The organism is Achromobacter deleyi, from assembly GCF_902859705.1.
GTDB classification, from domain to species: domain Bacteria; phylum Pseudomonadota; class Gammaproteobacteria; order Burkholderiales; family Burkholderiaceae_B; genus Achromobacter; species Achromobacter deleyi.
The window spans coordinates 178,146-203,902 of sequence record NZ_CADIJO010000004.1 but is presented as its reverse complement, the minus strand read 5'-3'; the positions used below and the strand labels follow the sequence as shown (position 1 = coordinate 203,902).

At 63.3% G+C, this 25,757-nt stretch carries 19 protein-coding genes and 4 tRNA genes; 18 read left to right on the top strand and 5 right to left on the bottom strand.

What is annotated here, in order from left to right; translation table 11 throughout:
- Positions 1–117: 117 nt before the first annotated feature.
- Genes HV798_RS08090 through HV798_RS08075 form a run of 4 tightly spaced genes read right to left on the bottom strand, consistent with a single transcriptional unit; the run spans position 118 to position 4,660 of the window.
- The gene (locus HV798_RS08090) at positions 118–879 is read right to left on the bottom strand and encodes a DeoR/GlpR family DNA-binding transcription regulator (RefSeq protein ID WP_175192339.1); all 762 of its coding nucleotides are present in this window, start codon (positions 877–879) and stop codon (positions 118–120) included.
- A 17-nt stretch (positions 880–896) separates the two neighbouring features.
- Positions 897–2,564 (bottom strand): ABC transporter permease subunit, encoded by a 1,668-nt coding sequence (locus tag HV798_RS08085; protein WP_029954369.1) that lies wholly within the window; start codon positions 2,562–2,564, stop codon positions 897–899.
- Positions 2,565–2,616: 52 nt separating this feature from the next.
- Positions 2,617–3,624: an ABC transporter ATP-binding protein gene (locus HV798_RS08080; protein ID WP_175192340.1), complete on the bottom strand. Its 1,008-nt coding sequence runs from the start codon at positions 3,622–3,624 to the stop codon at positions 2,617–2,619.
- A gap of 25 nt (positions 3,625–3,649) precedes the next feature.
- Complete coding sequence (locus tag HV798_RS08075) at positions 3,650–4,660, bottom strand: ABC transporter substrate-binding protein (protein WP_175192341.1); 1,011 nt, start codon at positions 4,658–4,660, stop codon at positions 3,650–3,652.
- Between the two features lie 185 nt (positions 4,661–4,845).
- Here HV798_RS08075 and hisN point away from each other — a divergent pair, with 185 nt between their 5' ends.
- From hisN to rpoC, 17 genes are all read left to right on the top strand, one after another.
- Positions 4,846–5,652: a histidinol-phosphatase gene (gene hisN / locus HV798_RS08070; protein ID WP_175192342.1), complete on the top strand. Its 807-nt coding sequence runs from the start codon at positions 4,846–4,848 to the stop codon at positions 5,650–5,652.
- Positions 5,653–5,716: 64 nt separating this feature from the next.
- Complete coding sequence (locus HV798_RS08065; protein ID WP_175192343.1) at positions 5,717–7,102, top strand: glutamine synthetase family protein; 1,386 nt, start codon at positions 5,717–5,719, stop codon at positions 7,100–7,102.
- Positions 7,103–7,153: 51 nt separating this feature from the next.
- Complete coding sequence (locus HV798_RS08060) at positions 7,154–8,545, top strand: aldehyde dehydrogenase family protein (protein WP_175192344.1); 1,392 nt, start codon at positions 7,154–7,156, stop codon at positions 8,543–8,545.
- Positions 8,546–8,567: 22 nt separating this feature from the next.
- Positions 8,568–9,734: an iron-containing alcohol dehydrogenase gene (locus tag HV798_RS08055; RefSeq protein WP_175192345.1), complete on the top strand. Its 1,167-nt coding sequence runs from the start codon at positions 8,568–8,570 to the stop codon at positions 9,732–9,734.
- Positions 9,735–9,849: 115 nt separating this feature from the next.
- A tRNA-Tyr gene (locus tag HV798_RS08050) sits at positions 9,850–9,936 on the top strand.
- 145 nt (positions 9,937–10,081) lie between these two features.
- Positions 10,082–10,155: transfer RNA gene (locus tag HV798_RS08045), tRNA-Gly, on the top strand.
- Positions 10,156–10,165: 10 nt separating this feature from the next.
- Positions 10,166–10,240, top strand: a tRNA-Thr gene (locus HV798_RS08040).
- A 57-nt stretch (positions 10,241–10,297) separates the two neighbouring features.
- Complete coding sequence (tuf, locus tag HV798_RS08035; RefSeq protein WP_175192346.1) at positions 10,298–11,488, top strand: elongation factor Tu; 1,191 nt, start codon at positions 10,298–10,300, stop codon at positions 11,486–11,488.
- 143 nt (positions 11,489–11,631) lie between these two features.
- Positions 11,632–11,707: transfer RNA gene (locus HV798_RS08030), tRNA-Trp, on the top strand.
- A 64-nt stretch (positions 11,708–11,771) separates the two neighbouring features.
- Positions 11,772–12,152 carry a preprotein translocase subunit SecE gene (gene secE, locus HV798_RS08025; RefSeq protein WP_175192347.1) on the top strand — a complete coding sequence of 127 codons (381 nt, stop codon included), beginning with the start codon at positions 11,772–11,774 and terminating at the stop codon, positions 12,150–12,152.
- Positions 12,153–12,161: 9 nt separating this feature from the next.
- Positions 12,162–12,695 carry a transcription termination/antitermination protein NusG gene (gene nusG, locus HV798_RS08020; RefSeq protein WP_006389586.1) on the top strand — a complete coding sequence of 178 codons (534 nt, stop codon included), beginning with the start codon at positions 12,162–12,164 and terminating at the stop codon, positions 12,693–12,695.
- Positions 12,696–12,757: 62 nt separating this feature from the next.
- The gene (rplK, locus tag HV798_RS08015) at positions 12,758–13,189 is read left to right on the top strand and encodes a 50S ribosomal protein L11 (RefSeq protein WP_006389587.1); all 432 of its coding nucleotides are present in this window, start codon (positions 12,758–12,760) and stop codon (positions 13,187–13,189) included.
- A 2-nt stretch (positions 13,190–13,191) separates the two neighbouring features.
- A complete protein-coding gene (gene rplA / locus HV798_RS08010; protein WP_025141328.1) occupies positions 13,192–13,893 on the top strand; it encodes a 50S ribosomal protein L1 in 702 nt (233 codons plus the stop codon).
- 270 nt (positions 13,894–14,163) lie between these two features.
- The gene (rplJ, locus tag HV798_RS08005) at positions 14,164–14,688 is read left to right on the top strand and encodes a 50S ribosomal protein L10 (RefSeq protein WP_006389589.1); all 525 of its coding nucleotides are present in this window, start codon (positions 14,164–14,166) and stop codon (positions 14,686–14,688) included.
- Positions 14,689–14,769: 81 nt separating this feature from the next.
- On the top strand, positions 14,770–15,150 hold the full coding sequence (rplL, locus tag HV798_RS08000) for a 50S ribosomal protein L7/L12 (protein ID WP_013397031.1): 381 nt from the start codon (positions 14,770–14,772) through the stop codon (positions 15,148–15,150).
- Positions 15,151–15,312: 162 nt separating this feature from the next.
- Positions 15,313–19,425: a DNA-directed RNA polymerase subunit beta gene (rpoB, locus tag HV798_RS07995; RefSeq protein ID WP_175192348.1), complete on the top strand. Its 4,113-nt coding sequence runs from the start codon at positions 15,313–15,315 to the stop codon at positions 19,423–19,425.
- A complete protein-coding gene (gene rpoC, locus HV798_RS07990; RefSeq protein ID WP_025141325.1) occupies positions 19,425–23,669 on the top strand; it encodes a DNA-directed RNA polymerase subunit beta' in 4,245 nt (1,414 codons plus the stop codon). Before rpoB ends, rpoC begins: the two co-directional genes overlap by 1 nt.
- A gap of 111 nt (positions 23,670–23,780) precedes the next feature.
- Here rpoC and HV798_RS07985 read toward each other — a convergent pair whose 3' ends face one another.
- Entirely contained in the window at positions 23,781–24,176 is a 396-nt protein-coding gene (locus tag HV798_RS07985) for a TssQ family T6SS-associated lipoprotein (RefSeq protein WP_175192349.1), read from the bottom strand.
- Positions 24,177–24,332: 156 nt separating this feature from the next.
- Between HV798_RS07985 and HV798_RS07980 the strand changes: the two genes are divergently transcribed.
- Entirely contained in the window at positions 24,333–25,730 is a 1,398-nt protein-coding gene (locus HV798_RS07980; RefSeq protein ID WP_175192350.1) for a serine/threonine-protein kinase, read from the top strand.
- Positions 25,731–25,757 lie beyond the last annotated feature (27 nt).

Genomic DNA, 25,757 nt, shown 5'->3' with positions numbered 1-25,757 from the left:
AGGCCGAACGCGACTGAGGGTCTTGGGCCGGAGGTGCCGCTGGGCGGCGGCGTGCCCGGAGGGCGTCGCCGATTATAGGGGAGGCTTGCTGCAGGAAAAGGGTAGGAAATTTCCGCTTCAGGCCGTGGTAACGGCGCCCACCGCAGTCTTCAACGGCGCGAACGCGGGCATCTTTTCCGCGTTGACGTTGGTGACCAGGTGATCGATGCGGCCCACCTCGCAATACGACACGCGGCTGCACAGGCCGATCTTGCTGAAGTCGGCCAGCAGCACGCGTTGCTTGGCGTTGGCGGCCATGGCGCGGGCGACTTCGGCCTCGCGCAGGTCGTAGCTGGTGGCGCCGCATTCCGCATCCACGCCGACCGGCGAGAGCAGCGCCAGGTCGGCGCGGTAGCGGTGGATTTCGGCGATGGTGATGTCGCCGGCCGTGGCGCACACCGGGCCGCCCACCGAGCCGCCCAACATGATCAGTTCGTTGGCGCCGTTGCCGGCCGCGCCGACCTTCAGCGCCACGTCGAACGAATTGGTGATGATGGTCAGTCCGGTCAGCTTGGCCAGTTCGTCGGCCAGCACGCTGGTGGTGCTGCCCGCGTCAAGAAACAGTGTCTGTCCGCTGCTGACCAGGCCTGCCGCGGCGCGTGCGATGGCGCGCTTGTATTTGACGCGCGTGTGCACGCGTTCGGTGATGGGCGGCTCGCTGTGTACCGGCACGGCGCCGCCGTGCACGCGGCGCAGTTCGCCCATCGCCTCCAGTTCCAGCAGGTCTCGCCTGACGGTTTCCCGTGATACCCCCAGTTCGCCGACGATACGGTCGGTCGATACCTGCTGCAGGGAAGACAGCAGGGCGCGGATTCTTTGATACCGCTCTTCTTGCCACATATCGGATGCTTCCTAATCTATTTGCGGCGCCGTGCCGCCAGCGCGATCAACGCGCGCATCGCCAGCAGGGAACCGCCCACGACCAGCATGATAAGCGTCGAATACGCTGCCGCCTGCGAGACGAACCCCGCTTCGTCCAGCCGCAAGACAGAAACCGGCGCCACGCTGACCGAGGGCGTCACCAGGAAAATCACCGCGGACAACGTGACCATGGACCGCATGAACAGGAAAAAGAACACGCCCAGCACCGTGGGGGCGATCTGCGGCAGCACCGCATCGCGCAGTATCTGCCAGGTGCCGCCGCCCAGGCAGCTGACCGCTTCTTCCAGGGCCTGCGGCACTGCGCGCATGCCCGTCATCATCGTCAGGAAACCCTGCGTGTGATAGTGGTAGAAATTGCATAGCGCGATCAACGCGGCGCTGCCATACAGGGCATAGAGCGGCGTGGCCGGCGAGTTGAAGGCGAAGATATAAGACAGCCCCAGCACCAGACCAGGCACGCCTACCGGCAGCACCGACACCAGGTACACCAGCTTGGCCCAGGCCCGCGGAATGCGGCATACGCCGAAGGTCAGGAAGAACAGCAGCAGCACGCCGCCGGACGCGGCGGCCAATGACAGGTACAGCGACGTCCACAGCGGCGCATAGCCACCACTGACCGTGATGTCGTAGTGCTTCAGCGTCCATTCCATGCGGTAGGGCCACAGCCGCATGAAGCTGGCGAACACCACGGTGGCGACCGTGGCCACGATCGTGCTGGTACACAGCAGCACTCCCACCGTGAAGGCTCGGTCGCGTCCGCGCGCCGGCTGCGGCGTCACGCGCAGGCCGCTGGGCGAGGCGGCGCCGAACTGGCGCTGCGACGCCACGCGTTCGATCTGCACCGAGATCAACGACGGCAGCAGCAGCAGGATGCCCACCACCGATCCCATGCCGAAGTTCATCTGGCCAGACACCTGGCTGTAGATCTCGGTGGCCAGCACCTTGTAGTTGCCGCCGATCACCGCAGCGTTGCCGAAGTCGGTGATGGTGATGACGAACACGACGAACGCGGCGCTCAGCAATCCGAACTTGCAGTTGGGCAATGTGATGTCGAAGAACTGCCTCGTGCTGGATGCGCCCATCACTTCGGCCGCGTCGTAATAGCGTGCGTCGGTGTTGCGCAGCGCCGCCTGCAGGATCAGCACCGCCTGCGGCAGGGCGTAGAACACATTGGAAATCAACAGGCCCCAGAAGCCATAGATATCGAATTCCCAGCCGGTCCAGCGGTGCACCAGGCCATTGCGGCCCAGGATGAAGATCAGGCCCAGGCCCTGTACCAGTGAAGGCGCCAGCAACGGCAACACCAACGCCAACTTGACGTAGGCCTTGCCGCGCATGCGGCTGCGGTCCAGGCCGTAGGCGATGGCAAAGCCCAGCAGCAGGCTGACGACGGTGGTGGCCGCGCTCATGGTCAGGCTGTTGGCGGTGGCGGTCAGGATGCCGCGGGTCGCAAATACCTCGGCATAGTTGCCCAGGCCGATCCCGCCATCTTTTTCCACCAGGCTGCGCCAGGCCACGGTCGCCAGCGGGAACAGGAAAAACAGCGCCAGGCCCGCCATCGGTATGCCGACGCAAGTCCACAGCAGCACCCGGTCCAGCGACCAGGGCGCGCGGGCGGCGGGGGCGGATGCGGTCGCGCTCATGCGGGCGGTGTTCACGCGGCGGCTCCCGGCCGCCTTGTCGCGGCAGCCGGCGTCATACGCGGACCCAGGCGCATTGTCCCGGCTCCATGTCCAGGCGTACCGGCGCGCCTTGCGACAGTCCGGCCGCGCCCTGTTGTTCCACCAGCAGTTCACGGCCTTGCCAGTCCACTCGCAAACGCGTCAGGTTGCCCATGAAAGTCATCTCGCGCACGCGGCCAGGGCCCTCATCGTCGGCGGCGATGCGCAGGCTCTCGGGGCGCAGGCAGGCCTCGAAGCGGTCGCTGGCGCCATCGGGCCGCGTGGCCAGCAGCGCCGGCATTGCCTGGCGTACCCAATCGGTGGGCAGCAGATTGCTCAGCCCCACGAAATTGGCCACGAACCGCGTCTGGGGGCGCAGATACAGGTCGGACGGCGATCCGACTTGCTCCACGCGCCCGTCATTCATGCACACGATCTTGTCGGCCAGCGTCAGGGCTTCTTCCTGGTCGTGGGTCACCATGATGGTGGGAATTCGCAGCCGGCGCTGCACCTCGTGAATTTCCGCGCGCATGTCCGTGCGCACGCGGGCATCCAGCGCTGACAGTGGTTCGTCGAGCAGGATCAGGGCGGGGTCCACCGCCAGCGCGCGGGCCAGCGCCACGCGCTGCTGCTGGCCGCCGGAAAGCTGGTGCGGATAGCGCTGTGCATAATCGGGCAGCTTGATCAGCGCCAGCAGTTCCGTCACGCGCGCTGCGATGCGGTCGCGGCTTTCTCCGCGTATGCGCAGGCCGTAGCCGACGTTCTCGGCCACGGTCATGTTGGGAAAAAGCGAATACGACTGGAACACGATGCCGAAGCCGCGCTTGCGCGCCGGCAGCGCCGACAGATCGTGGCCGCCCAGCATGATGCTGCCCGCATCGAAGGGCAGCAGTCCTGCCACAATGCGCAGCAGCGTGGTCTTGCCGCAGCCGCTGGGGCCCAGCAAACAGACGAATTCGTGTTCGCCAACGGACAGGTCGATGCCTTCCAGCGCTACTGCGCCATCGAAGGTCTTGCGTATCCCGCGCAGTTCCAGGTACATGGCTGCTCCAGCCGGCCGCATGCCATCAGCGTTTGATGGTGTCTTGCCAGGTCTTGATGGTGGCGTCGCGCTCGGCGGCCGATTTCTGGAAGTCCACGGGGTACAGCACCGCGGTCAGGTCCTTGGGCAGGCCGGCGGCTTCGGCGGCCTTGTTCGGCGCCGCGCCGGGAATGGTCACCAGTTCCTTGTACTTGCTGTAGAGCCCGCCGGCCTGTGCCGACAGCGTCCAGTCCAGGAAACGCTTGGCGTCCGTCGGGTTCTTGGCGGTCTTCATCAGGCCGGACGCCTCCAGCTCGTAGCCCACCCATTTCGACGGAATCACCATCTTGACGGGGAAGCCTTCCTCGATGGATTGCATGGCAGGGAAGGCGAACGACACGCCGATCGCATATTCGCCGGCGCGCGCCATCTTGCATGGGCGCGAGCCGGATGGCGTGTACTGCGCCACGTTCTTGTCCAAGTCCTTCAGGTACGCCCAGCCCTTCTCGGCGCCCAATCCCTGCAGCAGCGCCACGATCTGCAGGTAGCCCGTGCCGGATGCCGCGGGGCTGGGAATGACGATTTCACCCTTGTAGACGGGTTTGGCCAAGTCTTCCCACGATGTGGGCATGGGCAGGTTCTTGGATTTGAGCCGATCGGTATTCACACAGAACGCTGCCACGTAACCTGTGGCGGCGAACCACTTGTTGTCGGCGGCCTTGTACTGGGCGGGCAGGGCGTCGATGCCTTTCGCGGCATAGGGTTCCAGCAGCTTCTGCAGCCGCGGGTCCAGCATGTTGCTGACGGCAAAGCCCCAGATCACATCCTGCTGGGGGTTGCCCGCTTCGGCGATCAGGCGCGCGCCCAGGTCGCCGGTGGACAGGCGCAGCACGTTCACCTTCACGTCCGGCATGGCGGCGTTGGCGGCCTTCAGGTAGGCGGCGATCTCGTCTTCTTCCAGCGCGGAATAGACGGTGATGGCGCCCGCGTGGGCGGCCTGTGCACAACTTAGGGAAATTACTGCAACCACAAGGCTAAGCTTCTTCTTACATTGCATGATGGAACTCCGGAAAGGAATACACGGCAACGGCGGTGAGCTACGGTTTGCGGACAGCGGCCTGCTGTAAGACGGTTGGGTTGCGTTTTTAGGTATATTTGCAAATTTGTGGCAACGTGTCTAGACTGGAAAAACCTTAATCGCATGGGTTTTTTTGGCGCTGCGCCACGCCTGGGAGCTCGTCAATGCAAACTTCGCCGCCGCTTACCGCGCAGCAACTGGCCGCTTTTTCCTCGTTCGCCCAATCGCTGGCGGACCAGGTCCGGCCCTTGTCGCGCCAGTGGTTCCGCCACCCGCTGTCGGTGGATACCAAAGCGGACGAAAGTCCCGTCACCCAGGCCGACCGCGAGGTCGAAGCCGCCTTGCGCGCAGCCATCGCCAGCCAATACCCTGATCACGGCATCTTCGGCGAGGAATTCGGCGCCAGCCATGCCGAAGCCGAGCTGGTGTGGTCCCTTGACCCCATCGACGGCACGCGCGCCTTCATCTCGGGCAACCCGTTGTGGGGCACCCTGCTTGCGCTGCTGCACCGCGGCCGCCCGGTGTTGGGGCTGATCGATATCCCGATGCTGGGCGAACGTTGGCTCGGCGCAGCCGACGCCCCCGCGCGCTTGAACGGCGAAGTCTGCCGCGCCAGCGGCTGCACCGAGCTGGGGCAGGCGATTCTCTACGCCACCTCGCCCGACATCTTCGAAGGCACCGATCTGGCCGCGTTTGATACGCTGACCCAGTCGGTGCGCATGCGCCGCTACGGCGGCGACTGCTACAGCTACGGCCTGCTGGCCAGCGGCCACGTCGACCTGGTGGTCGAGGCCGGCCTGCAGCCTTATGACTATCTGGCGCTGATGCCCGTCATCGAAGGGGCGGGCGGCGTCATTACCGATTGGTCGGGGCAGCCGTTAGGCCTCGCGTCGCAGGGCCGCGTGATCGCGGCCGCCACACCGCAACTGCATCGCGAAGCGATGCGGGTGCTGGGGGCGGCCAACACCTGAAACGCCACGCCCCGCGACCCCGCAAGTCAACGCAACGCTTCAGCCACGGACAAGGTGAACAAGCATGCATGCACTAGGGGTAGCAACGGTGGAAGACGCAGAGCGGCTGGTGCAAGCCAGCACGCTCTCGCATATCAAGGTCGGCCTGTCTGACGTCGATGGCGTCATGCTGGGCAAGTACATCCGGCGCGACAAATTCCTGTCTGCGCTGCGCGGCGGGCTGGCATTCTGCGATGTCGTGTTCGGCTGGGACCTGGACGACCAGCTCTACGACAACACCAAATACACCGGCTGGCACACGGCGTATCCGGACGCCAAGCTGCGCATCGTGCCGTCCACCGGCCGCCGGCTGCCGCTGGAACAAGGACCGGGCGGCGAAGACATGCTGCTGTTCCTGGCCGAGTTCGAAGGCCCAGCGGCCGAGATCTGCCCGCGCCGCCTGCTTCACCGCACGCTCGATCGCGCGGCCGACATGGGCTTCGAGGTCTACGCTGCGCTGGAATACGAGTTCTTCATGTTCCGCGAGACGCCGCATTCGGTGCGCGCCAAGCACTATCGCGACATGGAGAACTGGACGCCCGGCAACTTCGGCTATTCCATGCTGCGCAGCACGGTGCAGGGCGATTTCTATCGCAAGCTGCTCGACATGTGCGAGCGCATGGACATGCCCATCGAAGGCCTGCATACCGAGACGGGCCCGGGCGTGCTCGAAGCCGCCATCGCGGTGGACCAGGCCGCGGCTGCCGGCGACAAGGCTTTTCTCTTCAAGACCTTCACCAAGGCGCTGGCGCAGCAGAACGGCCTGATGGCCACCTTCATGGCAAAGTGGTCGCATGACCATCCCGGCCAGAGCGGCCATATCCATCTTTCGCTACGCGAGCGCAAGAGTGGCCGCTCGGCCTTCTACGATGAATCGCAGCCCCACGGCATGAGCGCGACGCAGACTGCGTTCATGGCAGGCGTGCAGCGCTACCTGCCGGAATTCATGGCGCTGTACGCGCAGACCATCAACAGCTACTCGCGGCTGGTGCCGGGCTATTGGGCGCCGCTGGATGCCACCTGGGGCATGGAAAACCGCACTACCGCGTTGCGGCTCATTCCGGGCAGCGACAAATCGCAGCGCGTCGAAGTGCGCATCGGCTCGGCCGATGCCAATCCCTACCTGGCGCTGTCCGCCGCTTTGGCATCGGGCCTGCACGGCATCGAGCAGGGCCTCAAGCCCGAGCCCATGGTGCAAGGCAACGCCTATACCCAGCAGTTTCCCGCGCACCTGCGCTTGCCCACCACCTTGTGGGAAGCGGCGCAACGCCTGCGTGAATCCGAGGCAGCGCGCCACCTGTTCGGCGACGCCTTCGTCGAGCACTACGCCGCCACGCGTGAATGGGAAGAGCGCCAGTTCCGGCGCCACGTCACCGATTGGGAATTGGCGCGGTACTTCGAAATTATCTGACCACGAAGACGCGCACCACACTTATCCACAGCTTGTACGCATAGGGTCGCCATGACGCAGGAACTCATCACCATCAGTCCCATCGACGGCCGCGAAGTCGTGCGTCGTCCCTACGCCAGTGAAGCGCAGATCGCGCAGGCGTTGGCCGACGCGCAGGCCGCGCAAGCGCCATGGCATGCGTTGGGCATCGAACAACGCGCACGCATTCTGTCAGAGGCCGCCACGCGTTTCGTCGCGGCAAAGGCCGAAGCGGCGCGCGCAATCACGATCCAGATGGGGCGGCCGCTGCGCTATACGCCTGGCGAGGTCGACGGCTTCGAGGCACGCGCGCGCCACATGATCAGCATCGCCGCCGCCGCGCTGGCACCGATACGCGTGCCCGAGCTGACGGGCTTCACCCGCTTCATCAGCCGCGAACCGATCGGCGTGGCGTTGACGATCGCGCCGTGGAACTACCCGCTGCTCACGGCCGTCAACAGCATCGTGCCGGCATTGATGGCGGGCAACACCGTCATCCTCAAGCACTCCGACCAGACACCGCTATGCGCCGAACTCATCGGCCGCGCATTCAGCGAGGCGGGCGTGCCGCCGGGCGTGTTCCAGTACCTGCATGCCAACCACGACATTGCGCAGCGGCTGATTCGTGCGCCGGAAATCGGCTACGTGTCGTTCACCGGCTCGGTGCGTGGGGGGCGCAGCGTGGAACAGGCTGCCGCCGGCCGTTTCATCGGCGTAGGCCTGGAACTGGGCGGCAACGATCCGGCCTATGTGCGCGCGGACGCCAAGCTCGACCACGCCGTCGAAACCCTGGTGGATGGCGCGTTCTTCAATTCGGGCCAGTCTTGCTGCGGCATCCAGCGCATCTATGTGGCGCGCTCCCGCTACCAGGAATTCGTCGACCACGCGGCGAGCCTCACGAACGACTACGTGCTCGGTGATCCGCTGCGCGCCGAAACGACCTTGGGTCCCGTGGTGCGCACGCGCGCTGCCGACGAGGTGCGGGAAGTGATCGACGAAGCCCTGTCGCGCGGTGCCCGCAATCTGGTCGACGCCAACCGCTTCGAGGCCGCCCGTGCCGGCACGCCTTATGTGGCGCCCGCGCTGCTCACGCAGGTCGACCACCACATGCGCATCATGAACGACGAGTGCTTCGGACCCGTGGTCGGCGTGATGCCGGTGGACAGCGACGAAGAGGCCATCGCACTGATGAACGACAGTCCCTACGGCCTGACCGCGGCCGTGTTCACGCAGGACGAAGACGCCGCGCTGCATCTGGGCCGCCAGGTGCGCACCGGCACGTTCTTCATGAATCGCTGCGACTACCTGGACCCCGCGCTGGCATGGACCGGCGTCAAGCACACCGGCCGCGGCGTATCGCTGTCGCAGGTCGGCTACGAACAACTCACCCAAGCCAAATCCTTTCATCTGCGCAGCGTGGCTTAAGGCCGCGCGACCAGGAGCCGACATGACTGTCCCCAGCGTCAACTGGAACTATCCCACCGCCATCAAGGCGGGCCCCGGCCGCATCAAGGAACTGCCGCACTGGTGCCGCGAACTCGGCATGGCAAGACCCTTGCTGGTCACCGACCCGGGCTTGGCGGCATTGCCCATGATTGGCGAGGCCGTGCGCGCATGCCGGCAGGCGGGCTTGGAATGCGGCCTGTTCCACGAAGTGAAGGGCAACCCGACGGGGCGCAATGTCGACGATGGCGTGGCACGTTATCGCGAAGGCCACCATGATGGCGTGATCGCGTTCGGCGGCGGCTCGGCGCTGGATGCGGCCAAGGCCATTGCGCTGATGGCGGGCCAGAACCGTCCGCTATGGGACTTCGAAGACGTGGGCGACAACTACCTGCGCGTCAATGTCGCCGGCATGGCGCCGGTGGTGGCGGTGCCGACAACGGCGGGCACCGGTTCGGAAGTGGGCCGTGCATCAGTCATCACTGACGAGGCCGCGCACGTCAAACGCATCATCTTCCACGCGCGCATGCTGCCCGCCATCGTCATTCTCGATCCGGAACTCACCACGGGCCTGCCGCCGAAGATCACCGCGGCCACCGGCATGGACGCGCTGTCGCACAACCTGGAAGCCTACTGTTCGCCGTTCTTTCATCCCATGGCCGCCGGCATCGCGCTGGAAGGCATGCGCATCATCAAGGAATACCTGCCGCAAGCGGTTGCGGACGGAGCCGATCTGCAGGCGCGCCAGCAGATGCTGGTGGCTTCCAGCATGGGCGCCACCGCGTTCCAGCGCGGCCTGGGCGCGATGCATGCGCTGGCGCATCCGCTGGGTGCGTTGTACGACGCGCACCACGGCATGCTCAACGCCATCCTCATGCCCTATGTGCTCAAGGCCAACCAGCATGCCGTCGCGCCGCGGCTGCAGGCGCTGGCCCGCTACCTGGCGCTACCGGACGACGACAACCCGGGCGCGGTGCTGGACTGGGTGCTGGCCTTGCGCGAAACCGTGGGCATCCCCCATACCCTGGCCGACATCGGCATCAACGACTCGGAAGCCGAGCGGGTAGGGCGCATGGCCAGCGAGGATCCGTCGGGCGGAACCAACCCTGTGACCTACACGCCAGACCAGTACGCTGAACTTTTCCGTGCAGCCGTTCGCGGAATCTTGTAAGCTTCGCCCCCTCTGCGCGGAAACGCGGCGGAGGTAGAACAAAAGATTTGAATATTTTTCGTCCCAGGCGTTTGACAGCGGATTTGAAAGTGTTCATAATCTCAAGTTCTCCGCTGGAGGGGTGCCCGAGTGGTTAAAGGGGGCAGACTGTAAATCTGTTGGCCTTGCGCCTACGTTGGTTCGAATCCAACCTCCTCCACCAGAGACCCATACCTGAATCCAGGCGATGTTTGCCTGGATTTTAAAATGTAGGCCTAGGGAACTGGGCGGCCTTCGCAACGAAGGTTGAAAAGTTCCCCGGGCCTTGATTTTGAAAGTCTGGGATAGAGATGGTGAAAGGGTAGCCCGCGGGTGTAGCTCAATGGTAGAGCAGAAGCCTTCCAAGCTTACGACGAGGGTTCGATTCCCTTCACCCGCTCCAAGATTTACATGCCCATGTGGCTCAGTGGTAGAGCACTCCCTTGGTAAGGGAGAGGTCGCGCGTTCGATCCGCGCCATGGGCACCACTAATTTCCAAAGTTCTTTTCTTCAGTCAGAAGCGCAATCCAGGTCAGGAGTCAGCCATGGCAAAAGGCAAGTTTGAACGTACCAAGCCGCACGTGAACGTGGGTACGATTGGTCACGTTGACCACGGCAAAACGACGTTGACGGCGGCGATCACGACCGTTCTGTCGAGCAAGTTTGGCGGCGAAGCCAAGGGCTACGACCAGATCGATGCGGCTCCTGAAGAAAAGGCTCGCGGTATCACGATCAACACGGCACACGTCGAGTACGAAACGGAAGCGCGTCACTACGCACACGTTGACTGCCCGGGCCACGCCGACTACGTCAAGAACATGATCACGGGCGCTGCCCAGATGGACGGCGCGATCCTGGTCGTGTCGGCCGCTGACGGTCCGATGCCGCAAACGCGTGAACACATCCTGCTGAGCCGCCAGGTTGGCGTGCCGTACATCATCGTCTTCCTGAACAAGGCTGACATGGTTGACGACGCCGAGCTGCTCGAGCTGGTGGAAATGGAAGTTCGCGAACTTCTGTCGAAGTACGACTTCCCGGGCGATGACACCCCGATCGTCAAGGGTTCGGCCAAGCTGGCGCTGGAAGGCGACAAGGGCGAACTGGGCGAGCAAGCGATTCTGTCGCTGGCGCAAGCGCTGGACACCTACATCCCGACGCCTGAGCGTGCCGTTGACGGCGCGTTCCTGATGCCGGTTGAAGACGTGTTCTCGATCTCGGGTCGCGGCACCGTGGTGACCGGCCGTATCGAACGCGGCATCATCAAGGTTGGTGAAGAAATCGAAATCGTCGGTATCGTTCCGACGGTCAAGACGACCTGCACCGGCGTGGAAATGTTCCGCAAGCTGCTGGACCAAGGTCAAGCTGGCGACAACGTGGGCATCCTGCTGCGCGGCACCAAGCGTGAAGACGTCCAGCGCGGCCAAGTTCTGGCCAAGCCGGGCTCGATCACCCCGCACACGGACTTCACGTCCGAGGTGTACATCCTGTCCAAGGAAGAAGGCGGCCGCCACACCCCGTTCTTCAACGGCTATCGTCCCCAGTTCTACTTCCGCACGACGGACGTGACGGGCACGATCGACCTGCCGGCCGACAAGGAAATGGTTCTGCCGGGCGACAACGTGACGATGACCGTCAAGCTGCTGGCCCCGATCGCCATGGAAGAAGGTCTGCGTTTCGCCATCCGTGAAGGCGGTCGTACCGTCGGCGCCGGCGTCGTCGCCAAGATCCTGAAGTAAGCAATACCCGGATGGGTAGAGTGGGCTCTCAAGCCCCTCTATCCATCTTTGCTGTAAAAGTAGTATTATGTATGGTTCCGCAAGCCGTCACGCAGACGGCACGGGCGGAAAGTGGTTGAAATGTAGTGCACGTGTAGTGTTTTAGGGGCATAGCTCAATTGGCAGAGCGTCGGTCTCCAAAACCGAAGGTTGTAGGTTCGATTCCTACTGCCCCTGCCACCGCCAGGATAAACCCGCGGGAGATCATCGCGAGTTACGCATTCACGGCGGCTCGCGTCGCAATATGTCTAATACCAGCGTAGAAACCGTAACCAGTACCGCCGACCGGGTGAAGCTCGGGCTGGCGGTTCTTGTCGTTATTGCTGGCATCGTCGGGTTTTCCGTGCTTAGCGCGCAACCGATGCCTGCACGTGTCGGCGTGTTCGTTGGCGGCCTCGTGATCGCAGCTGTGATCGCCTGGTTCAGCGAGCCCGGCCGCCGCACCCTGAGCTTCGCCAGCGAGTCCTACAACGAAGTCAAGCGTGTCTCGTGGCCCACCCGCAAGGAAACGACCCAGATGACGGGCATCGTTTTCGCGTTCGTGGCGATCATGGGCATTTTCATGTGGGTGCTCGACAAGGGCATCGAATGGATTCTCTACGGCCTGCTGTTGGGCTGGAAATAAGGACGGCGAATGAGTAAGCGTTGGTATGTCGTCCATGTGTACTCCGGCATGGAAAAAAGCGTACACAAGGCCCTGAACGAGCGCATCGAGCGCGCGGGCCTGCAAACGTCTTTTGGCCGCATTCTTGTGCCCTCCGAGGAAGTCGTCGAGGTCAAGGGTGGCCAGAAGTCGATCACCGAGCGCCGCATTTTCCCCGGTTACGTCCTGGTTGAAATGGACCTGACCGACGAAACGTGGCACTTGGTCAAGAACACCAACCGAGTCACCGGCTTTTTGGGTGGCTCGGGCAATCGTCCGACCCCGATTTCCGAAAAGGAAGTCGAAAAGATCCTCTCCCAGATGGAAGAGGGTGTCGAGAAACCCCGCCCCAAGATCCTGTTCGAAGTGGGCGAGATGGTTCGGGTCAAGGAAGGTCCGTTTGCGGACTTCAACGGCAACGTCGAAGAAGTCAACTACGAAAAGAGCAAGGTTCGCGTGTCGGTCACGATTTTCGGTCGTGCCACGCCCGTCGAACTCGATTTCAGCCAGGTCGAAAAGACCTGATTTCAAACCCCGGGGAGCCCTGGCCTTTGCGCTAGGGCGATATAACCCGCAAGGAGCAAAGCATGGCGAAGAAGATCGTCGGCTTTATCAAGCTGCAAGTACCGGCTGGTAAGGCTAACCCCTCCCCCCCGATTGGCCCGGCCCTGGGTCAGCGTGGCCTGAACATCATGGAATTCTGCAAGGCGTTCAACGCCAAGACCCAAGGCATGGAGCCTGGTCTGCCGATTCCGGTGGTGATCACCGCTTTCGCCGACAAGAGCTTCACCTTCATCATGAAGACCCCGCCCGCGACGGTCCTCATCAAGAAGGCCGCCGGTGTGCAAAAGGGTTCGTCCAAGCCGCATACCGACAAGGTCGGCACGCTGACCCGCGCCCAGGCTGAAGAAATCGCCAAGGCCAAGGGTCCCGATCTGACCGCCGCTGATCTGGACGCCGCCGTCCGCACGATCGCTGGCAGCGCCCGCAGCATGGGCATCACGGTTGAGGGGATCTAATCATGGCAAAACTGTCCAAGCGCGCCGCCGCCATTGCACAAAAGATCGACCGTACCAAACTGTACCCGGTCGCCGAAGCCCTGACCCTGGTCAAGGAAACCGCTGTCGCCAAGTTCAATGAATCCATTGACGTGGCCGTGCAGCTCGGCATCGACCCGAAGAAGTCGGACCAACTGGTCCGCGGTTCGGTCGTGCTGCCCGCCGGTACCGGCAAGTCGGTCCGCGTGGCCGTGTTCGCCCAAGGCGACAAGGCTGAAGCCGCCAAGGCCGCCGGCGCCGACATCGTCGGTCTGGACGACCTGGCTGACGCGATCAAGGCCGGTCAAATGGACTTCGACGTCGTCATCGCCTCGCCCGACACGATGCGTGTCGTGGGTGCCCTGGGCCAGATCCTGGGTCCCCGTGGCCTGATGCCGAACCCGAAGGTCGGCACCGTGACGCCCGACGTCGCCACCGCTGTCAAGAACGCCAAGGCCGGTCAGGTTCAGTACCGTACCGACAAGGCCGGCATCATCCACGCAACGATCGGCCGTGCGTCGTTCGGCGTGGAACAGCTGCAAACCAACCTGGCCGCTCTGGTCGACGCCCTGCAAAAGGCTCGTCCCGCAGCGTCCAAGGGCATTTACCTGCGCAAGCTGGCCGTTTCGTCCACGATGGGCGGCGGTGCGCGCGTGGAAATTGCCTCGCTGTCGGCTTCCAACTAAGCCAACAGCAGTAAACGTACTTTGGGCTGCATCCGGATTCCTCCGGATGTTGCTGTCAAAGACCGCTGGAGCAGGGCAGTGCGAAGGTTCTCCTTGCACTTGAAGCAGTTCCCCCGCTGCCCCGCTTAATCCCGAAGCTCGCAAAGTTCGGATCCAGCGTAGACGGCGTCCCCAGGAAGATTTCTTTACCCGAAGAACTCGACCAGGCGCCGCATTCGGTTGACGCGCAAGGCTCAGGCCCCAAGCGTCTTTTGATGGAGTGTTCAAACCGTGAGTCTCAATCGTCAAGAGAAAGCGGTGGTAATCGAGGAAGTCTCGGCCGAAGTGGCCAAGGCGCAATCGATTGTTATCGCCGAGTACCGTGGTCTGGACGTCGCCTCTGTCACCGTACTGCGCAAAACTGCGCGTGAATCGGGCGTGTATCTGCGTGTTCTGAAGAACTCGCTGGCCCGTCGTGCTGTTGCCGGCACGGCTTTCGAGCCGTTGGCTGAGCAACTGACCGGTCCGCTGATCTATGGCATCAGCGCTGATCCGGTTACGGCGGCCAAGGTCCTCGCAGGTTTCGCGAAAAGCAACGACAAGCTGGTCATCAAGGCGGGCGCTCTGCCCAACAGCCTGCTGAACCAAGAAGGTGTGAAGGCTCTGGCCACCATGCCCTCGCGCGAAGAGTTGCTGTCGAAACTGCTGGGCACCATGCAAGCCCCCATCGCGCAATTCGTGCGTACGCTCAACGAAGTTCCGACCAAGTTCGCCCGTGGCCTCGCCGCCGTGCGCGACCAGAAGGCAGCGGCTTAATCGCCCGCCTTCACGGAATTCGCTGAACGACCGAGCGACACCCAAACCCTGGCATTACCAAAATTTTTGGAGTTCTGAAAAATGGCACTTAACAAAGCTGAAATCCTTGACGCCATCGCTGGCATGACCGTGCTCGAGCTGTCCGAGCTGATCAAGGAAATGGAAGAGAAGTTCGGCGTGTCGGCTGCCGCCGCCGCTGTCGCTGTCGCTGCTCCCGCCGCTGGTGGCGCTGCCGCCGCTGCTGAAGAGCAAACCGAGTTCACCGTCGTTCTGACCGAAGCTGGCGCCAACAAGGTTAGCGTCATCAAGGCCGTGCGCGAGCTGACCGGTCTGGGTCTGAAGGAAGCCAAGGACCTGGTCGACGGCGCTCCGAAGCCCGTCAAGGAAGCTGTGGCCAAGGCTGACGCCGAAGCCGCCAAGAAGAAGCTGGAAGAAGCTGGCGCCAAGGTCGAAGTCAAGTAAGACCTGCGTCAATTTGCCCGGGGACAGCGCAGTTTGCAGTCCCCGGGCTTTTGCGTTTCCAGGAAACCCCTGCTGGGGTCATGCCCTTTCAGAGGGGTTTCCTGGAGTCGTATCACCTGGGGCCGTGGTTGACGGCCCATGCAACCTCGAGTCGGAGTGCTCATGCCTTACTCGTACACCGAAAAAAAGCGCATCCGCAAAAGCTTCGCCAAGCGTGAAGACGTTCAAAACGTTCCCTTCCTGTTGGCGACACAGCTTCAATCCTACCTAACTTTCCTGCAGGCGGATACCGCCCCGTCCGATCGCGTAGCCGACGGTTTGCAGGCGGCGTTTTCGTCGATTTTCCCGATCGTTAGTCACAACGGTATGGCGCGCTTGGAGTTCGTGAGCTATGTGCTCGGCGAACCGGTGTTCGATGTCAAGGAATGTCAGCAACGTGGCTTGACCTATGCCTCGCCCCTGCGAGCCAAGGTCCGCCTGGTGCTGCTTGACCGCGAAGTCAGCAAGCCCACCGTCAAGGAAGTGAAGGAACAGGAAGTCTACATGGGCGAAATTCCGCTCATGACCGGCACCGGTTCGTTCGTCATCAATGGCACCGAGCGTGTCATCGTGTCCCAGCTGCACCGCTCGCCGGGCGTGTTCTTCGAACACGACCGCGGCAAGACGCACAGCTCGGGCAAGCTCCTGTTCTCGGCCCGCGTGATTCCCTACCGCGGCTCGTGGCTGGACTTCGAATTCGACCCGAAGGACGTCCTGTTCTTCCGCGTCGACCGTCGTCGCAAGATGCCTGTCACGATCCTGTGCAAGGCCATCGGCATGACGCCGGAATCCATCCTGGCCAACTTCTTCGATTTCGACAATTTCGAATTGAAGAGCGAAGGCGCCATGATGGAATTCGTGTCCGAGCGTTGGAAGGGCGAAATGGCCCGTTTCGACATCGCGGACCGCTCGGGCAAGGTGATTGTCGAAAAAGACAAGCGCATCAACGCCAAGCATCTGCGTGACTTGGCTGCCGGTGGCATCCAGCGCATCTCCGTGCCGGAAGACTTCCTGTACGGCCGCGTGCTGGCCAAGAACATCGTTGACGCGGACACCGGCGAAGTCATCGCCAACGCCAACGACGAGATCACGGAAAGCGTGCTGGGCGCCCTGCGCGCCGCCAACGTGCACGACATCCAGACGCTCTACACGAACGACCTGGACCGCGGCCCGTACATCTCGCAGACGCTGCGTACCGATGAAACCGCCGACCAGATGGCCGCGCGTGTTGCCATCTATCGCATGATGCGTCCTGGCGAACCGCCCACCGAAGAAGCCGTGGAAGCGCTGTTCCAGCGCCTGTTCTACAGCGAAGAAACGTACGATCTGTCGCGCGTCGGCCGCATGAAGGTCAACAGCCGTCTGGGCCGTGGTGAAGACATCACCGGCCCGATGACGCTGACCAACGAAGACATCCTTGAAACCATCAAGGTGCTCGTCGAGCTGCGTAACGGCCGTGGCCAGATCGATGACATCGATCACTTGGGCAACCGCCGCGTGCGTTGCGTGGGCGAACTGGCCGAAAACCAGTTCCGCGCCGGCCTCGTGCGTGTCGAACGCGCCGTCAAGGAACGTCTGGGCCAGGCCGAGACCGAAAACCTGATGCCGCACGACCTGATCAACTCCAAGCCGATCTCGGCTGCCATCAAGGAGTTCTTCGGTTCGAGCCAGCTGTCGCAGTTCATGGACCAGACCAACCCGCTGTCGGAAATCACGCACAAGCGTCGTGTTTCCGCACTGGGCCCGGGCGGTCTGACCCGCGAGCGCGCCGGCTTCGAAGTCCGCGACGTGCACCCGACCCACTACGGCCGCGTGTGCCCGATCGAAACGCCGGAAGGCCCGAACATCGGCCTGATCAACTCCATGGCGCTGTACGCTCGCTTGAACGAGTACGGCTTCCTGGAAACGCCTTACCGCAAGATCATCGACGGTCGCGTCAGCGAGCAGATCGATTACCTGTCGGCCATCGAAGAAAGCCACTACGTCATTGCGCAGGCTAACGCCGCGCTCGACGAAGAAGGCAAGTTCGTGGACGACCTGGTTGCTTGCCGTGAAGCCGGCGAAACGATGCTGACCGCTCCGGCCAACGTGCACTACATGGACGTTGCCCCGTCGCAGATCGTGTCGGTTGCTGCCTCGCTGATTCCGTTCCTGGAGCACGACGACGCGAACCGCGCACTGATGGGCGCCAACATGCAACGTCAGGCCGTGCCTTGCCTGCGTCCGGAAAAGCCGGTCGTGGGTACGGGTATCGAGCGCACCGTGGCCGTTGACTCGGGCACCACCGTGCAAGCGCTGCGTGGCGGCCTGGTCGACCACGTCGACGCCGAACGCGTGGTTATCCGCGTGAACGACGAAGAAAACGTCGCCGGCGAAGTCGGTGTCGATATCTACAACCTGATCAAGTACACGCGTTCCAACCAGAACACGAACATCAACCAGCGTCCTATCGTCAAGCGTGGCGACAAGGTCGCCAAGGGTGACGTGCTGGCCGACGGCGCATCGACCGACCTGGGCGAACTCGCCCTGGGTCAGAACATGCTGATCGCGTTCATGCCCTGGAACGGCTACAACTTCGAAGACTCGATCCTGATCTCCGAAAAGGTTGTTGCCGACGATCGCTACACCTCGGTGCACATCGAGGAACTGACGGTCGTGGCTCGCGACACCAAGCTCGGCCCTGAGGAAATCACGCGCGACATCAGCAACCTGGCTGAGACGCAACTGAACCGCCTGGACGATTCGGGCATCACGTACATCGGCGCCGAAGTCAGCGCCGACGACGTGCTGGTCGGCAAGGTCACGCCCAAGGGTGAAACCCAGCTGACGCCGGAAGAAAAGCTGCTGCGCGCCATCTTCGGTGAAAAGGCGTCCGACGTTAAGGACACCTCGCTGCGCGTGCCCTCGGGCATGACCGGCACCGTGATCGACGTGCAAGTGTTCACGCGTGAAGGCATCGTGCGCGACAAGCGCGCCCAGTCCATCATCGACGATGAACTGCGCCGCTATCGCCAGGACCTGAACGACCAGCTGCGCATCGTTGAAAACGACCAGTTCGACCGTATCGAAAAGATGCTGGTCAACAAGACCGTCAACGGCGGCCCGCGCAAGCTGGCCAAGGGCGCCACGATCACCAAGGCTTACCTGGCTGATCTGGACCGCTGGCAGTGGTTCGACATCCGCCTGGCCGACGAGCCGCATGCCGTGGTGCTGGAACAGGCCAAGGAATCGCTCGAGCAGAAGCGTCACCAGTTCGATCTGGCCTTCGAAGAGAAGCGCAAGAAGCTGACGCAAGGCGACGAGCTGCCCCCGGGCGTGCTGAAGATGATCAAGGTCTACCTGGCCGTGAAGCGTCGTCTGCAGCCTGGCGACAAGATGGCAGGCCGTCACGGTAACAAGGGTGTGGTCTCGCGCATCACCCCGGTGGAAGACATGCCGCACATGGCTGACGGCACGCCGGCCGACATCGTTCTGAACCCGCTGGGCGTGCCCTCGCGGATGAACGTCGGTCAGGTGCTGGAAGTGCACTTGGGCTGGGCTGCCAAGGGCGTGGGCCACCGCATTGCCGATCTGCTGCGCGACGAGCGCACTGCGCAGGTCAAGAACGTCCGCGCCTACCTGGACAAGGTCTACAACACGACCGGTACGGGTGCACGCATCGACGAGCTGACCGACGAAGAAGTCATGGAAATGGCCCAGAACCTCAAGAACGGCGTGCCGTTCGCGACGCCCGTCTTCGACGGCGCGACCGAAGAGGAAATCACCACGATGCTGGAACTGGCCTATCCGGACGACGTCGCCAAGCGCATGGCACTGACGCCTTCGCGTACGCAAGCGTGGCTGTACGACGGCCGCACCGGCGAGAAGTTCGAGCGTCCTGTCACCGTCGGCTACATGCATTACCTGAAGCTGCACCACTTGGTCGACGACAAGATGCACGCGCGTTCGACCGGTCCGTACTCGCTCGTTACCCAGCAGCCGCTGGGCGGCAAGGCGCAGTTCGGCGGCCAGCGTTTCGGGGAAATGGAAGTGTGGGCGCTGGAAGCTTACGGCGCCGCCTACACCCTGCAGGAAATGCTGACGGTGAAGTCCGACGACATCACCGGCCGTACCAAGGTATACGAAAACATCGTCAAGGGCGACCACGTCATCGACGCCGGCATGCCGGAATCGTTCAACGTGCTGGTCAAGGAAATCCGCTCGTTGGCCCTGGACATGGATTTGGAGCGTAACTAATGAAAGCGCTACTCGACCTCTTTAAGCAAGTCTCGCAAGACGAGCAATTCGATGCCATCAAGATCGGCATCGCCTCGCCCGAGAAGATCCGTTCGTGGTCTTACGGCGAAGTTCGCAAGCCCGAGACCATCAACTACCGCACGTTCAAGCCCGAGCGCGACGGCCTGTTCTGCTCCAAGATCTTTGGCCCGATCAAAGACTACGAGTGCTTGTGCGGCAAGTACAAGCGCCTGAAGCATCGTGGCGTGATCTGCGAAAAGTGCGGCGTTGAAGTTACCGTTGCCAAGGTTCGCCGTGAACGCATGGGCCACATCGAGCTGGCCAGCCCCGTCGCGCACATCTGGTTCCTGAAGAGCCTGCCGTCGCGTCTGGGCATGGTGCTCGACATGACCCTGCGCGACATCGAACGCGTGCTGTACTTCGAAGCCTGGTGCGTGATCGAACCTGGCATGACGCCGCTCAAGCGCGGCCAGATCATGTCGGACGACGATTTCCTCGCCAAGACCGAAGAATACGGCGACGACTTCCGTGCCCTGATGGGCGCCGAAGCCGTGCGCGAACTGCTGCGCACCATCGACATCGACCGCGAAGTGGAAACGCTGCGCGGCGAACTGAAGGCCACCAGCTCGGAAGCCAAGATCAAGAAGATCTCCAAGCGCCTGAAGGTGCTGGAAGGCTTCCAGAAGTCGGGCATCAAGGCCGAGTGGATGGTCATGGAAGTGCTGCCCGTGCTGCCGCCGGACCTGCGTCCGCTGGTGCCGCTGGACGGCGGCCGCTTCGCGACCTCCGACCTGAACGACCTGTACCGCCGCGTCATCAACCGCAACAACCGCTTGAAGCGCCTGCTGGAGCTCAAGGCGCCGGAAATCATCCTGCGCAACGAAAAGCGGATGCTGCAGGAAGCCGTTGACTCGCTGCTGGACAACGGTCGCCGCGGCAAGGCCATGACCGGCGCCAACAAGCGCCAGCTCAAGTCCCTGGCCGACATGATCAAGGGCAAGAGCGGTCGTTTCCGTCAGAACCTGCTGGGCAAGCGCGTCGACTACTCGGGCCGTTCGGTCATCGTGGTGGGTCCGCAGCTCAAGCTGCACCAGTGCGGCCTGCCCAAGCTGATGGCCCTGGAACTGTTCAAGCCGTTCATCTTCAATCGACTGGAGATGATGGGCCTGGCCACGACCATCAAGGCTGCCAAGAAGCTGGTGGAAAGCCAGGAACCGGTGGTCTGGGACATCCTGGAAGAAGTCATCCGCGAACACCCGGTCATGCTGAACCGTGCGCCCACGCTGCACCGTCTGGGCATCCAGGCGTTCGAGCCGGTCCTGATCGAAGGCAAGGCCATCCAGCTGCACCCGCTGGTTTGCGCGGCGTTCAACGCCGACTTCGACGGTGACCAGATGGCCGTTCACGTGCCGCTGTCGCTGGAAGCCCAGCTCGAAGCGCGCACGCTGATGCTGGCCTCGAACAACGTGCTGTTCCCGGCTAACGGCGAACCGTCGATCGTGCCGTCCCAGGATATCGTGCTGGGTCTGTACTACACGACGCGCGAGCGCATCAACGGCAAGGGCGAAGGCATTTTCTTCACCGACGTCGCTGAAGTGCAGCGTGCCTACGACAACGGCGAAGTCGAACTGCAAACCCGCATCACCGTGCGTCTGAAAGAGCACGAGCGCGACGAAGCAGGCGAATGGCAACCGGTTATCCGCCGTCACGAAACGACGGTCGGCCGCGCGCTGCTGTCCGAGATCCTGCCCAAGGGCCTGCCCTTCACCGTCTTGAACAAGGCGCTGAAGAAGAAGGAAATCTCGCGCCTGATCAACCAGTCGTTCCGCCGTTGCGGCCTGCGCGACACGGTGATCTTCGCTGACAAGCTGATGCAGTCCGGCTTCAAGCTGGCCACGCGCGGCGGTATCTCCATCGCCATGGGCGACATGCTGATCCCGACGGCCAAGGAAGGCATCCTGGCCGAAGCCAGCCGTGAAGTGAAGGAAATCGACAAGCAGTACTCGTCGGGTCTGGTCACGTCCCAGGAACGCTACAACAACGTGGTGGACATCTGGGGCAAGGCTGGCGACAAGGTCGGCAAGGCGATGATGGAACAACTGGCCACCGAGCCCGTGATCAACCGTCACGGCGAAGAAGTGCGCCAGGAATCGTTCAACTCCATCTACATGATGGCTGACTCGGGCGCCCGCGGTTCGGCCGCCCAGATCCGCCAGCTGGCCGGTATGCGCGGCCTGATGGCCAAGCCGGACGGTTCCATTATCGAAACGCCCATTACCGCAAACTTCCGTGAAGGCCTGAACGTACTCCAGTACTTCATCTCGACTCACGGTGCGCGTAAGGGTCTGGCCGATACGGCACTGAAGACCGCAAACTCGGGCTACCTGACTCGTCGTCTGGTCGACGTGACGCAAGACTTGGTGATCACCGAGGACGATTGCGGTACGTCGCAGGGCTACAACATGAAGGCCCTGGTGGAAGGCGGTGAAGTCATCGAGCCGTTGCGTGACCGTATCCTCGGCCGCGTGGCTGCCGTGGACATCGTCAACCCGGACACGCAGGAAACGGCCATCACCGCCGGCACCCTGCTGGACGAAGACATGGTCGACATGATCGACCGCATCGGCGTGGACGAAGTCAAGGTCCGCACCCCGCTGACGTGCGAAACGCGTCACGGTCTGTGCGCACACTGCTACGGCCGCGACCTTGGCCGCGGCTCGCCGGTCAACCAGGGCGAAGCGGTGGGCGTTATCGCCGCCCAGTCCATCGGTGAACCGGGCACGCAGCTCACGATGCGTACGTTCCACATCGGTGGTGCGGCATCGCGTTCGGCTCTGGCCAGCGCGGTGGAAACCAAGTCCAGCGGCGTGGTTGGCTTTGCCAGCACGATGCGCTACGTCACCAACGCCAAGGGCGAACGCGTTGCGATTTCGCGCTCGGGCGAACTGGCGATCTTCGACGACAACGGCCGCGAACGCGAACGCCACAAGATCCCGTACGGCGCGACCGTGCTGGTGGGCGATGGCGAAGCCGTCAAGGCCGGCGCTCGCCTGGCTACGTGGGACCCGCTGACCCGTCCGATCGTGTCGGAATACGGTGGCGCCGTGCGCTTCGAGAACATCGAAGAAGGCGTGACCGTTGCCAAGCAGGTGGACGAAGTCACCGGCCTGTCGACGCTCGTCGTCATCACGCCCAAGACCCGTGGCGGCAAGATCGTCATGCGTCCGCAGATCAAGCTGGCCAACGAGAACGGCGAAGACGTCAAGATCGCCGGCACCGATCACTCGGTGAACATCTCGTTCCCGGTGGGCGCGCTGATTACCGTGCGCGACGGCCAGCAGGTTGCCGTGGGTGAAGTTCTGGCGCGTATTCCGCAAGAATCGCAAAAGACCCGCGACATTACCGGCGGTCTGCCGCGTGTGGCCGAACTGTTCGAAGCCCGTTCGCCGAAGGATGCCGGCATGCTCGCCGACGTCACCGGTACGGTTTCGTTCGGCAAGGACACCAAGGGCAAGCAGCGCCTGGTCATCACCGACCTGGAAGGCGTGAGCCACGAGTTCCTGATTCCGAAGGAAAAGCAGGTTCTGGTGCACGACGGCCAAGTGGTGAACAAGGGCGAAATGATCGTGGACGGCCCGGCCGATCCCCACGACATCCTGCGCCTGCAAGGCATCGAGAAGCTGGCGACGTACATCGTCGACGAAGTGCAGGACGTTTACCGTCTGCAGGGCGTGAAGATCAACGACAAGCACATCGAAGTGATTGTTCGTCAGATGCTGCGCCGTGTGAACATCGTCGATGCGGGCGATACCGAGTTCATCCCGGGCGAGCAGGTCGAGCGCTCCGAGCTGCTGAACGAGAACGACCGCGTCAACGCTGAAGACAAGCGTCCGGCTTCGTACGACAACGTGCTGCTGGGTATCACGAAGGCCTCGCTGTCGACCGACTCGTTCATCTCGGCCGCTTCGTTCCAGGAAACCACGCGTGTCCTGACCGAAGCCGCCATCATGGGCAAGCGCGACGACCTGCGTGGCCTGAAGGAAAACGTCATCGTCGGCCGCCTGATTCCGGCGGGTACCGGCCTGGCGTACCACCACGCCCGTCGCGACAAGGAAGCGCTGGAGGCGGCGGAACGCGAAGCCGCTCGCCAGCTGGCCAACCCGTTCGAAGACTCGCCGGTCACGGTGGGCTCGGACGCCGATGTCCCGTCGCTCGACGTGGGCAGCGACGACGCCGCCGAGTAATCGGCCCGTCCGGAACATCCCCCGCGCAGTCCTGGCGGGGGAGGCCAGAAGCAAAAAGGCCGCTGATGCGAATCAGCGGCCTTTTTTTCGCCTGGCGGCGGGACTGCGTGCCTACTTGGCCGATTGGCTCTTGGCGCGCTGGAATGCCGGGCCCCAGGCGGGGTGGCCGGCCTCGTTGGGGGCCAGTTCGAAAGCCGGGTCCAGTTGCAGGATCCGGGCGAAGCTGTCTTCGCAAAGCTGGGGATAACGGCTGACGCAGTAGCTGAACGCCTGCAGCTTGTAGGCTTCGATGCGCACGGCCTTGCTGGATGCTGCCAGCTCGTCGGACTTGGCCACCCGCCGGATGACCTCGCCATAGTGGCCGGCGCTGTACTGGTCGCGGACGTCCTGCAACTGTTGCAGCGCTTCGGGCGTGGGTGGCTTTTCAGGGGCGGCGGAAGGCAGGCCGGCGCAGCCGGCCAGAAGGGCCGATAATCCAATCATGGTGCCGAAGAGGCGAATTTTCATAGGCGTTCAACGAATCAAGGGAATTTGGCGATACGCTATCGTGCCACAGCCTGATGCGCTCGGACATTTTCGGCAATGTCCTTGCGTAACGGATTGGATAATATCCGCTTATCAGCCCTAAACCCGTCTTGCGACCGTCTTCGCAGTATTTTGAATATGTCTTCATCCGTCGGCCTGCATACGCCGCGTAGCCCGTTTTCCGGGGCTGCGCCGCTCGCCTTGCGCCCTTTGAGCGCCATCGCTGCCAGCGCGGCGGGTGGCGTGCCGGAATCGCGCATCAAGCGTTTGCTGTCGGATTTGCTGCCCTCGCTGATGGGCCTGCATGCGCAGGGTGAAATATGCGGCGACATTTCCGTGGATACGGTCGGCATGGACGAAGGCGCCCGCGCGCATTTGTTGCCCGAACTGGCCGTGCCGCGGTCGCGCCGCGCCGGCGTCACGCCGGCACCGGGATTCGCGCCGTTCGAGCTTTACACCGATTCGGCCGAGTGGCCACGCGGCCCCTGGACAGACGTCTACGCACTGTGCGCCGTCATGCATGCCCTGGTCATCGGCCAGCGGCCGCCGCCGGCCCCCGAACGCCGGGCCACCGACAGCTACGAACCGCTGGCATCGTTGGGCCTGGCCAAGTACACCCCGGCCTTTCTGGCCGTGATCGATCAAGGCTTGTCGATGCTGCCCGCCGATCGGCCGCAAACCTTGGCCGAGTTGGCCGCCATGTTGGACATCTCGGCCTATGCCGAAACGTCTCCGGCGGCCAACGAGGCATCGGTTGCCGAAGTGACCGCGCCGCCGGCTGCGCCCGTGTTGCCCGCCGCCAGCAAGCCGCGCGGCGCCGGCCGCCCGTTGCTGGCGTTGCTATTGCTGGTGGCGCTGATGGGCGGGGGGATCTATGCCTGGGTCCATACCGGCATGGGTTCGACCAATTCCCTCATCACCCGTTCCGAAGTGGTGCAGCCCAATCCGCCTGCCGTCCAGCCCGCGCCGGGCGGGTCAACGCTGACGCCGGAATTGCCGGTGGCGGCCTATCGCGGGGCCGAATCAGGCGCGGCCAATCCGGGCACGCCGGGTCCTGATCCTTTTGCCCCTGCATCGACGACGCCAGGGACGGCGACTCCGGGAACGGTCGCCCCGGGCGCTGCGCCTGGACCGTCTGCATCAGGGCCCGCTGCGTCCGGACCGGCTGGCGCTTCGCCCGCGGCTGCCGGCCCGACTGGCCCGACGTCTGAAAACACGCCTTCCGCGCCGGCTTCCGCAGACCCGGGACAGGGCAGCGCGGCACCCGCGCCCGAGCTGGCACCGCCCGCTGCCGCTGCCCAGGACGAGACCCCCAAGCCCAAACCCGTACCGGTTCAGGTGCGTCTGGATATCCGCCCCTGGGGCGAGGTCTGGATCAACGGCATCGCGCGCGGCATCAGTCCGCCGGTGAAGGAAGTGCGGCTGATTCCCGGCAAGTACCAGGTCGTGCTGCGCAATGCCGATTTGCCGCCTTATCGGGCGACGCTCGAGGTCAAGGCGGGGAAGCCCACTGTCATCTCGCACGTTTTCCAATAGCGCGGCAGCCAGCCTGCGGTGCCGCCG

Excerpts from the sequence above, each read along its gene's own strand:
- HV798_RS08090 (WP_175192339.1), bottom strand. The coding sequence starts at position 879 with ATGTGGCAAGAAGAGCGGTATCAAAGAATCCGCGCCCTGCTGTCTTCC.
- HV798_RS08085 (WP_029954369.1), bottom strand. The coding sequence starts at position 2,564 with ATGAGCGCGACCGCATCCGCCCCCGCCGCCCGCGCGCCCTGGTCGCTG.
- HV798_RS08080 (WP_175192340.1), bottom strand. The coding sequence starts at position 3,624 with ATGTACCTGGAACTGCGCGGGATACGCAAGACCTTCGATGGCGCAGTA.
- HV798_RS08075 (WP_175192341.1), bottom strand. The coding sequence starts at position 4,660 with ATGCAATGTAAGAAGAAGCTTAGCCTTGTGGTTGCAGTAATTTCCCTA.
- hisN (WP_175192342.1), top strand. The coding sequence starts at position 4,846 with ATGCAAACTTCGCCGCCGCTTACCGCGCAGCAACTGGCCGCTTTTTCC.
- HV798_RS08065 (WP_175192343.1), top strand. The coding sequence starts at position 5,717 with ATGCATGCACTAGGGGTAGCAACGGTGGAAGACGCAGAGCGGCTGGTG.
- HV798_RS08060 (WP_175192344.1), top strand. The coding sequence starts at position 7,154 with ATGACGCAGGAACTCATCACCATCAGTCCCATCGACGGCCGCGAAGTC.
- HV798_RS08055 (WP_175192345.1), top strand. The coding sequence starts at position 8,568 with ATGACTGTCCCCAGCGTCAACTGGAACTATCCCACCGCCATCAAGGCG.
- tuf (WP_175192346.1), top strand. The coding sequence starts at position 10,298 with ATGGCAAAAGGCAAGTTTGAACGTACCAAGCCGCACGTGAACGTGGGT.
- secE (WP_175192347.1), top strand. The coding sequence starts at position 11,772 with ATGTCTAATACCAGCGTAGAAACCGTAACCAGTACCGCCGACCGGGTG.
- nusG (WP_006389586.1), top strand. The coding sequence starts at position 12,162 with ATGAGTAAGCGTTGGTATGTCGTCCATGTGTACTCCGGCATGGAAAAA.
- rplK (WP_006389587.1), top strand. The coding sequence starts at position 12,758 with ATGGCGAAGAAGATCGTCGGCTTTATCAAGCTGCAAGTACCGGCTGGT.
- rplA (WP_025141328.1), top strand. The coding sequence starts at position 13,192 with ATGGCAAAACTGTCCAAGCGCGCCGCCGCCATTGCACAAAAGATCGAC.
- rplL (WP_013397031.1), top strand. The coding sequence starts at position 14,770 with ATGGCACTTAACAAAGCTGAAATCCTTGACGCCATCGCTGGCATGACC.
- rpoB (WP_175192348.1), top strand. The coding sequence starts at position 15,313 with ATGCCTTACTCGTACACCGAAAAAAAGCGCATCCGCAAAAGCTTCGCC.
- rpoC (WP_025141325.1), top strand. The coding sequence starts at position 19,425 with ATGAAAGCGCTACTCGACCTCTTTAAGCAAGTCTCGCAAGACGAGCAA.
- HV798_RS07985 (WP_175192349.1), bottom strand. The coding sequence starts at position 24,176 with ATGAAAATTCGCCTCTTCGGCACCATGATTGGATTATCGGCCCTTCTG.
- HV798_RS07980 (WP_175192350.1), top strand. The coding sequence starts at position 24,333 with ATGTCTTCATCCGTCGGCCTGCATACGCCGCGTAGCCCGTTTTCCGGG.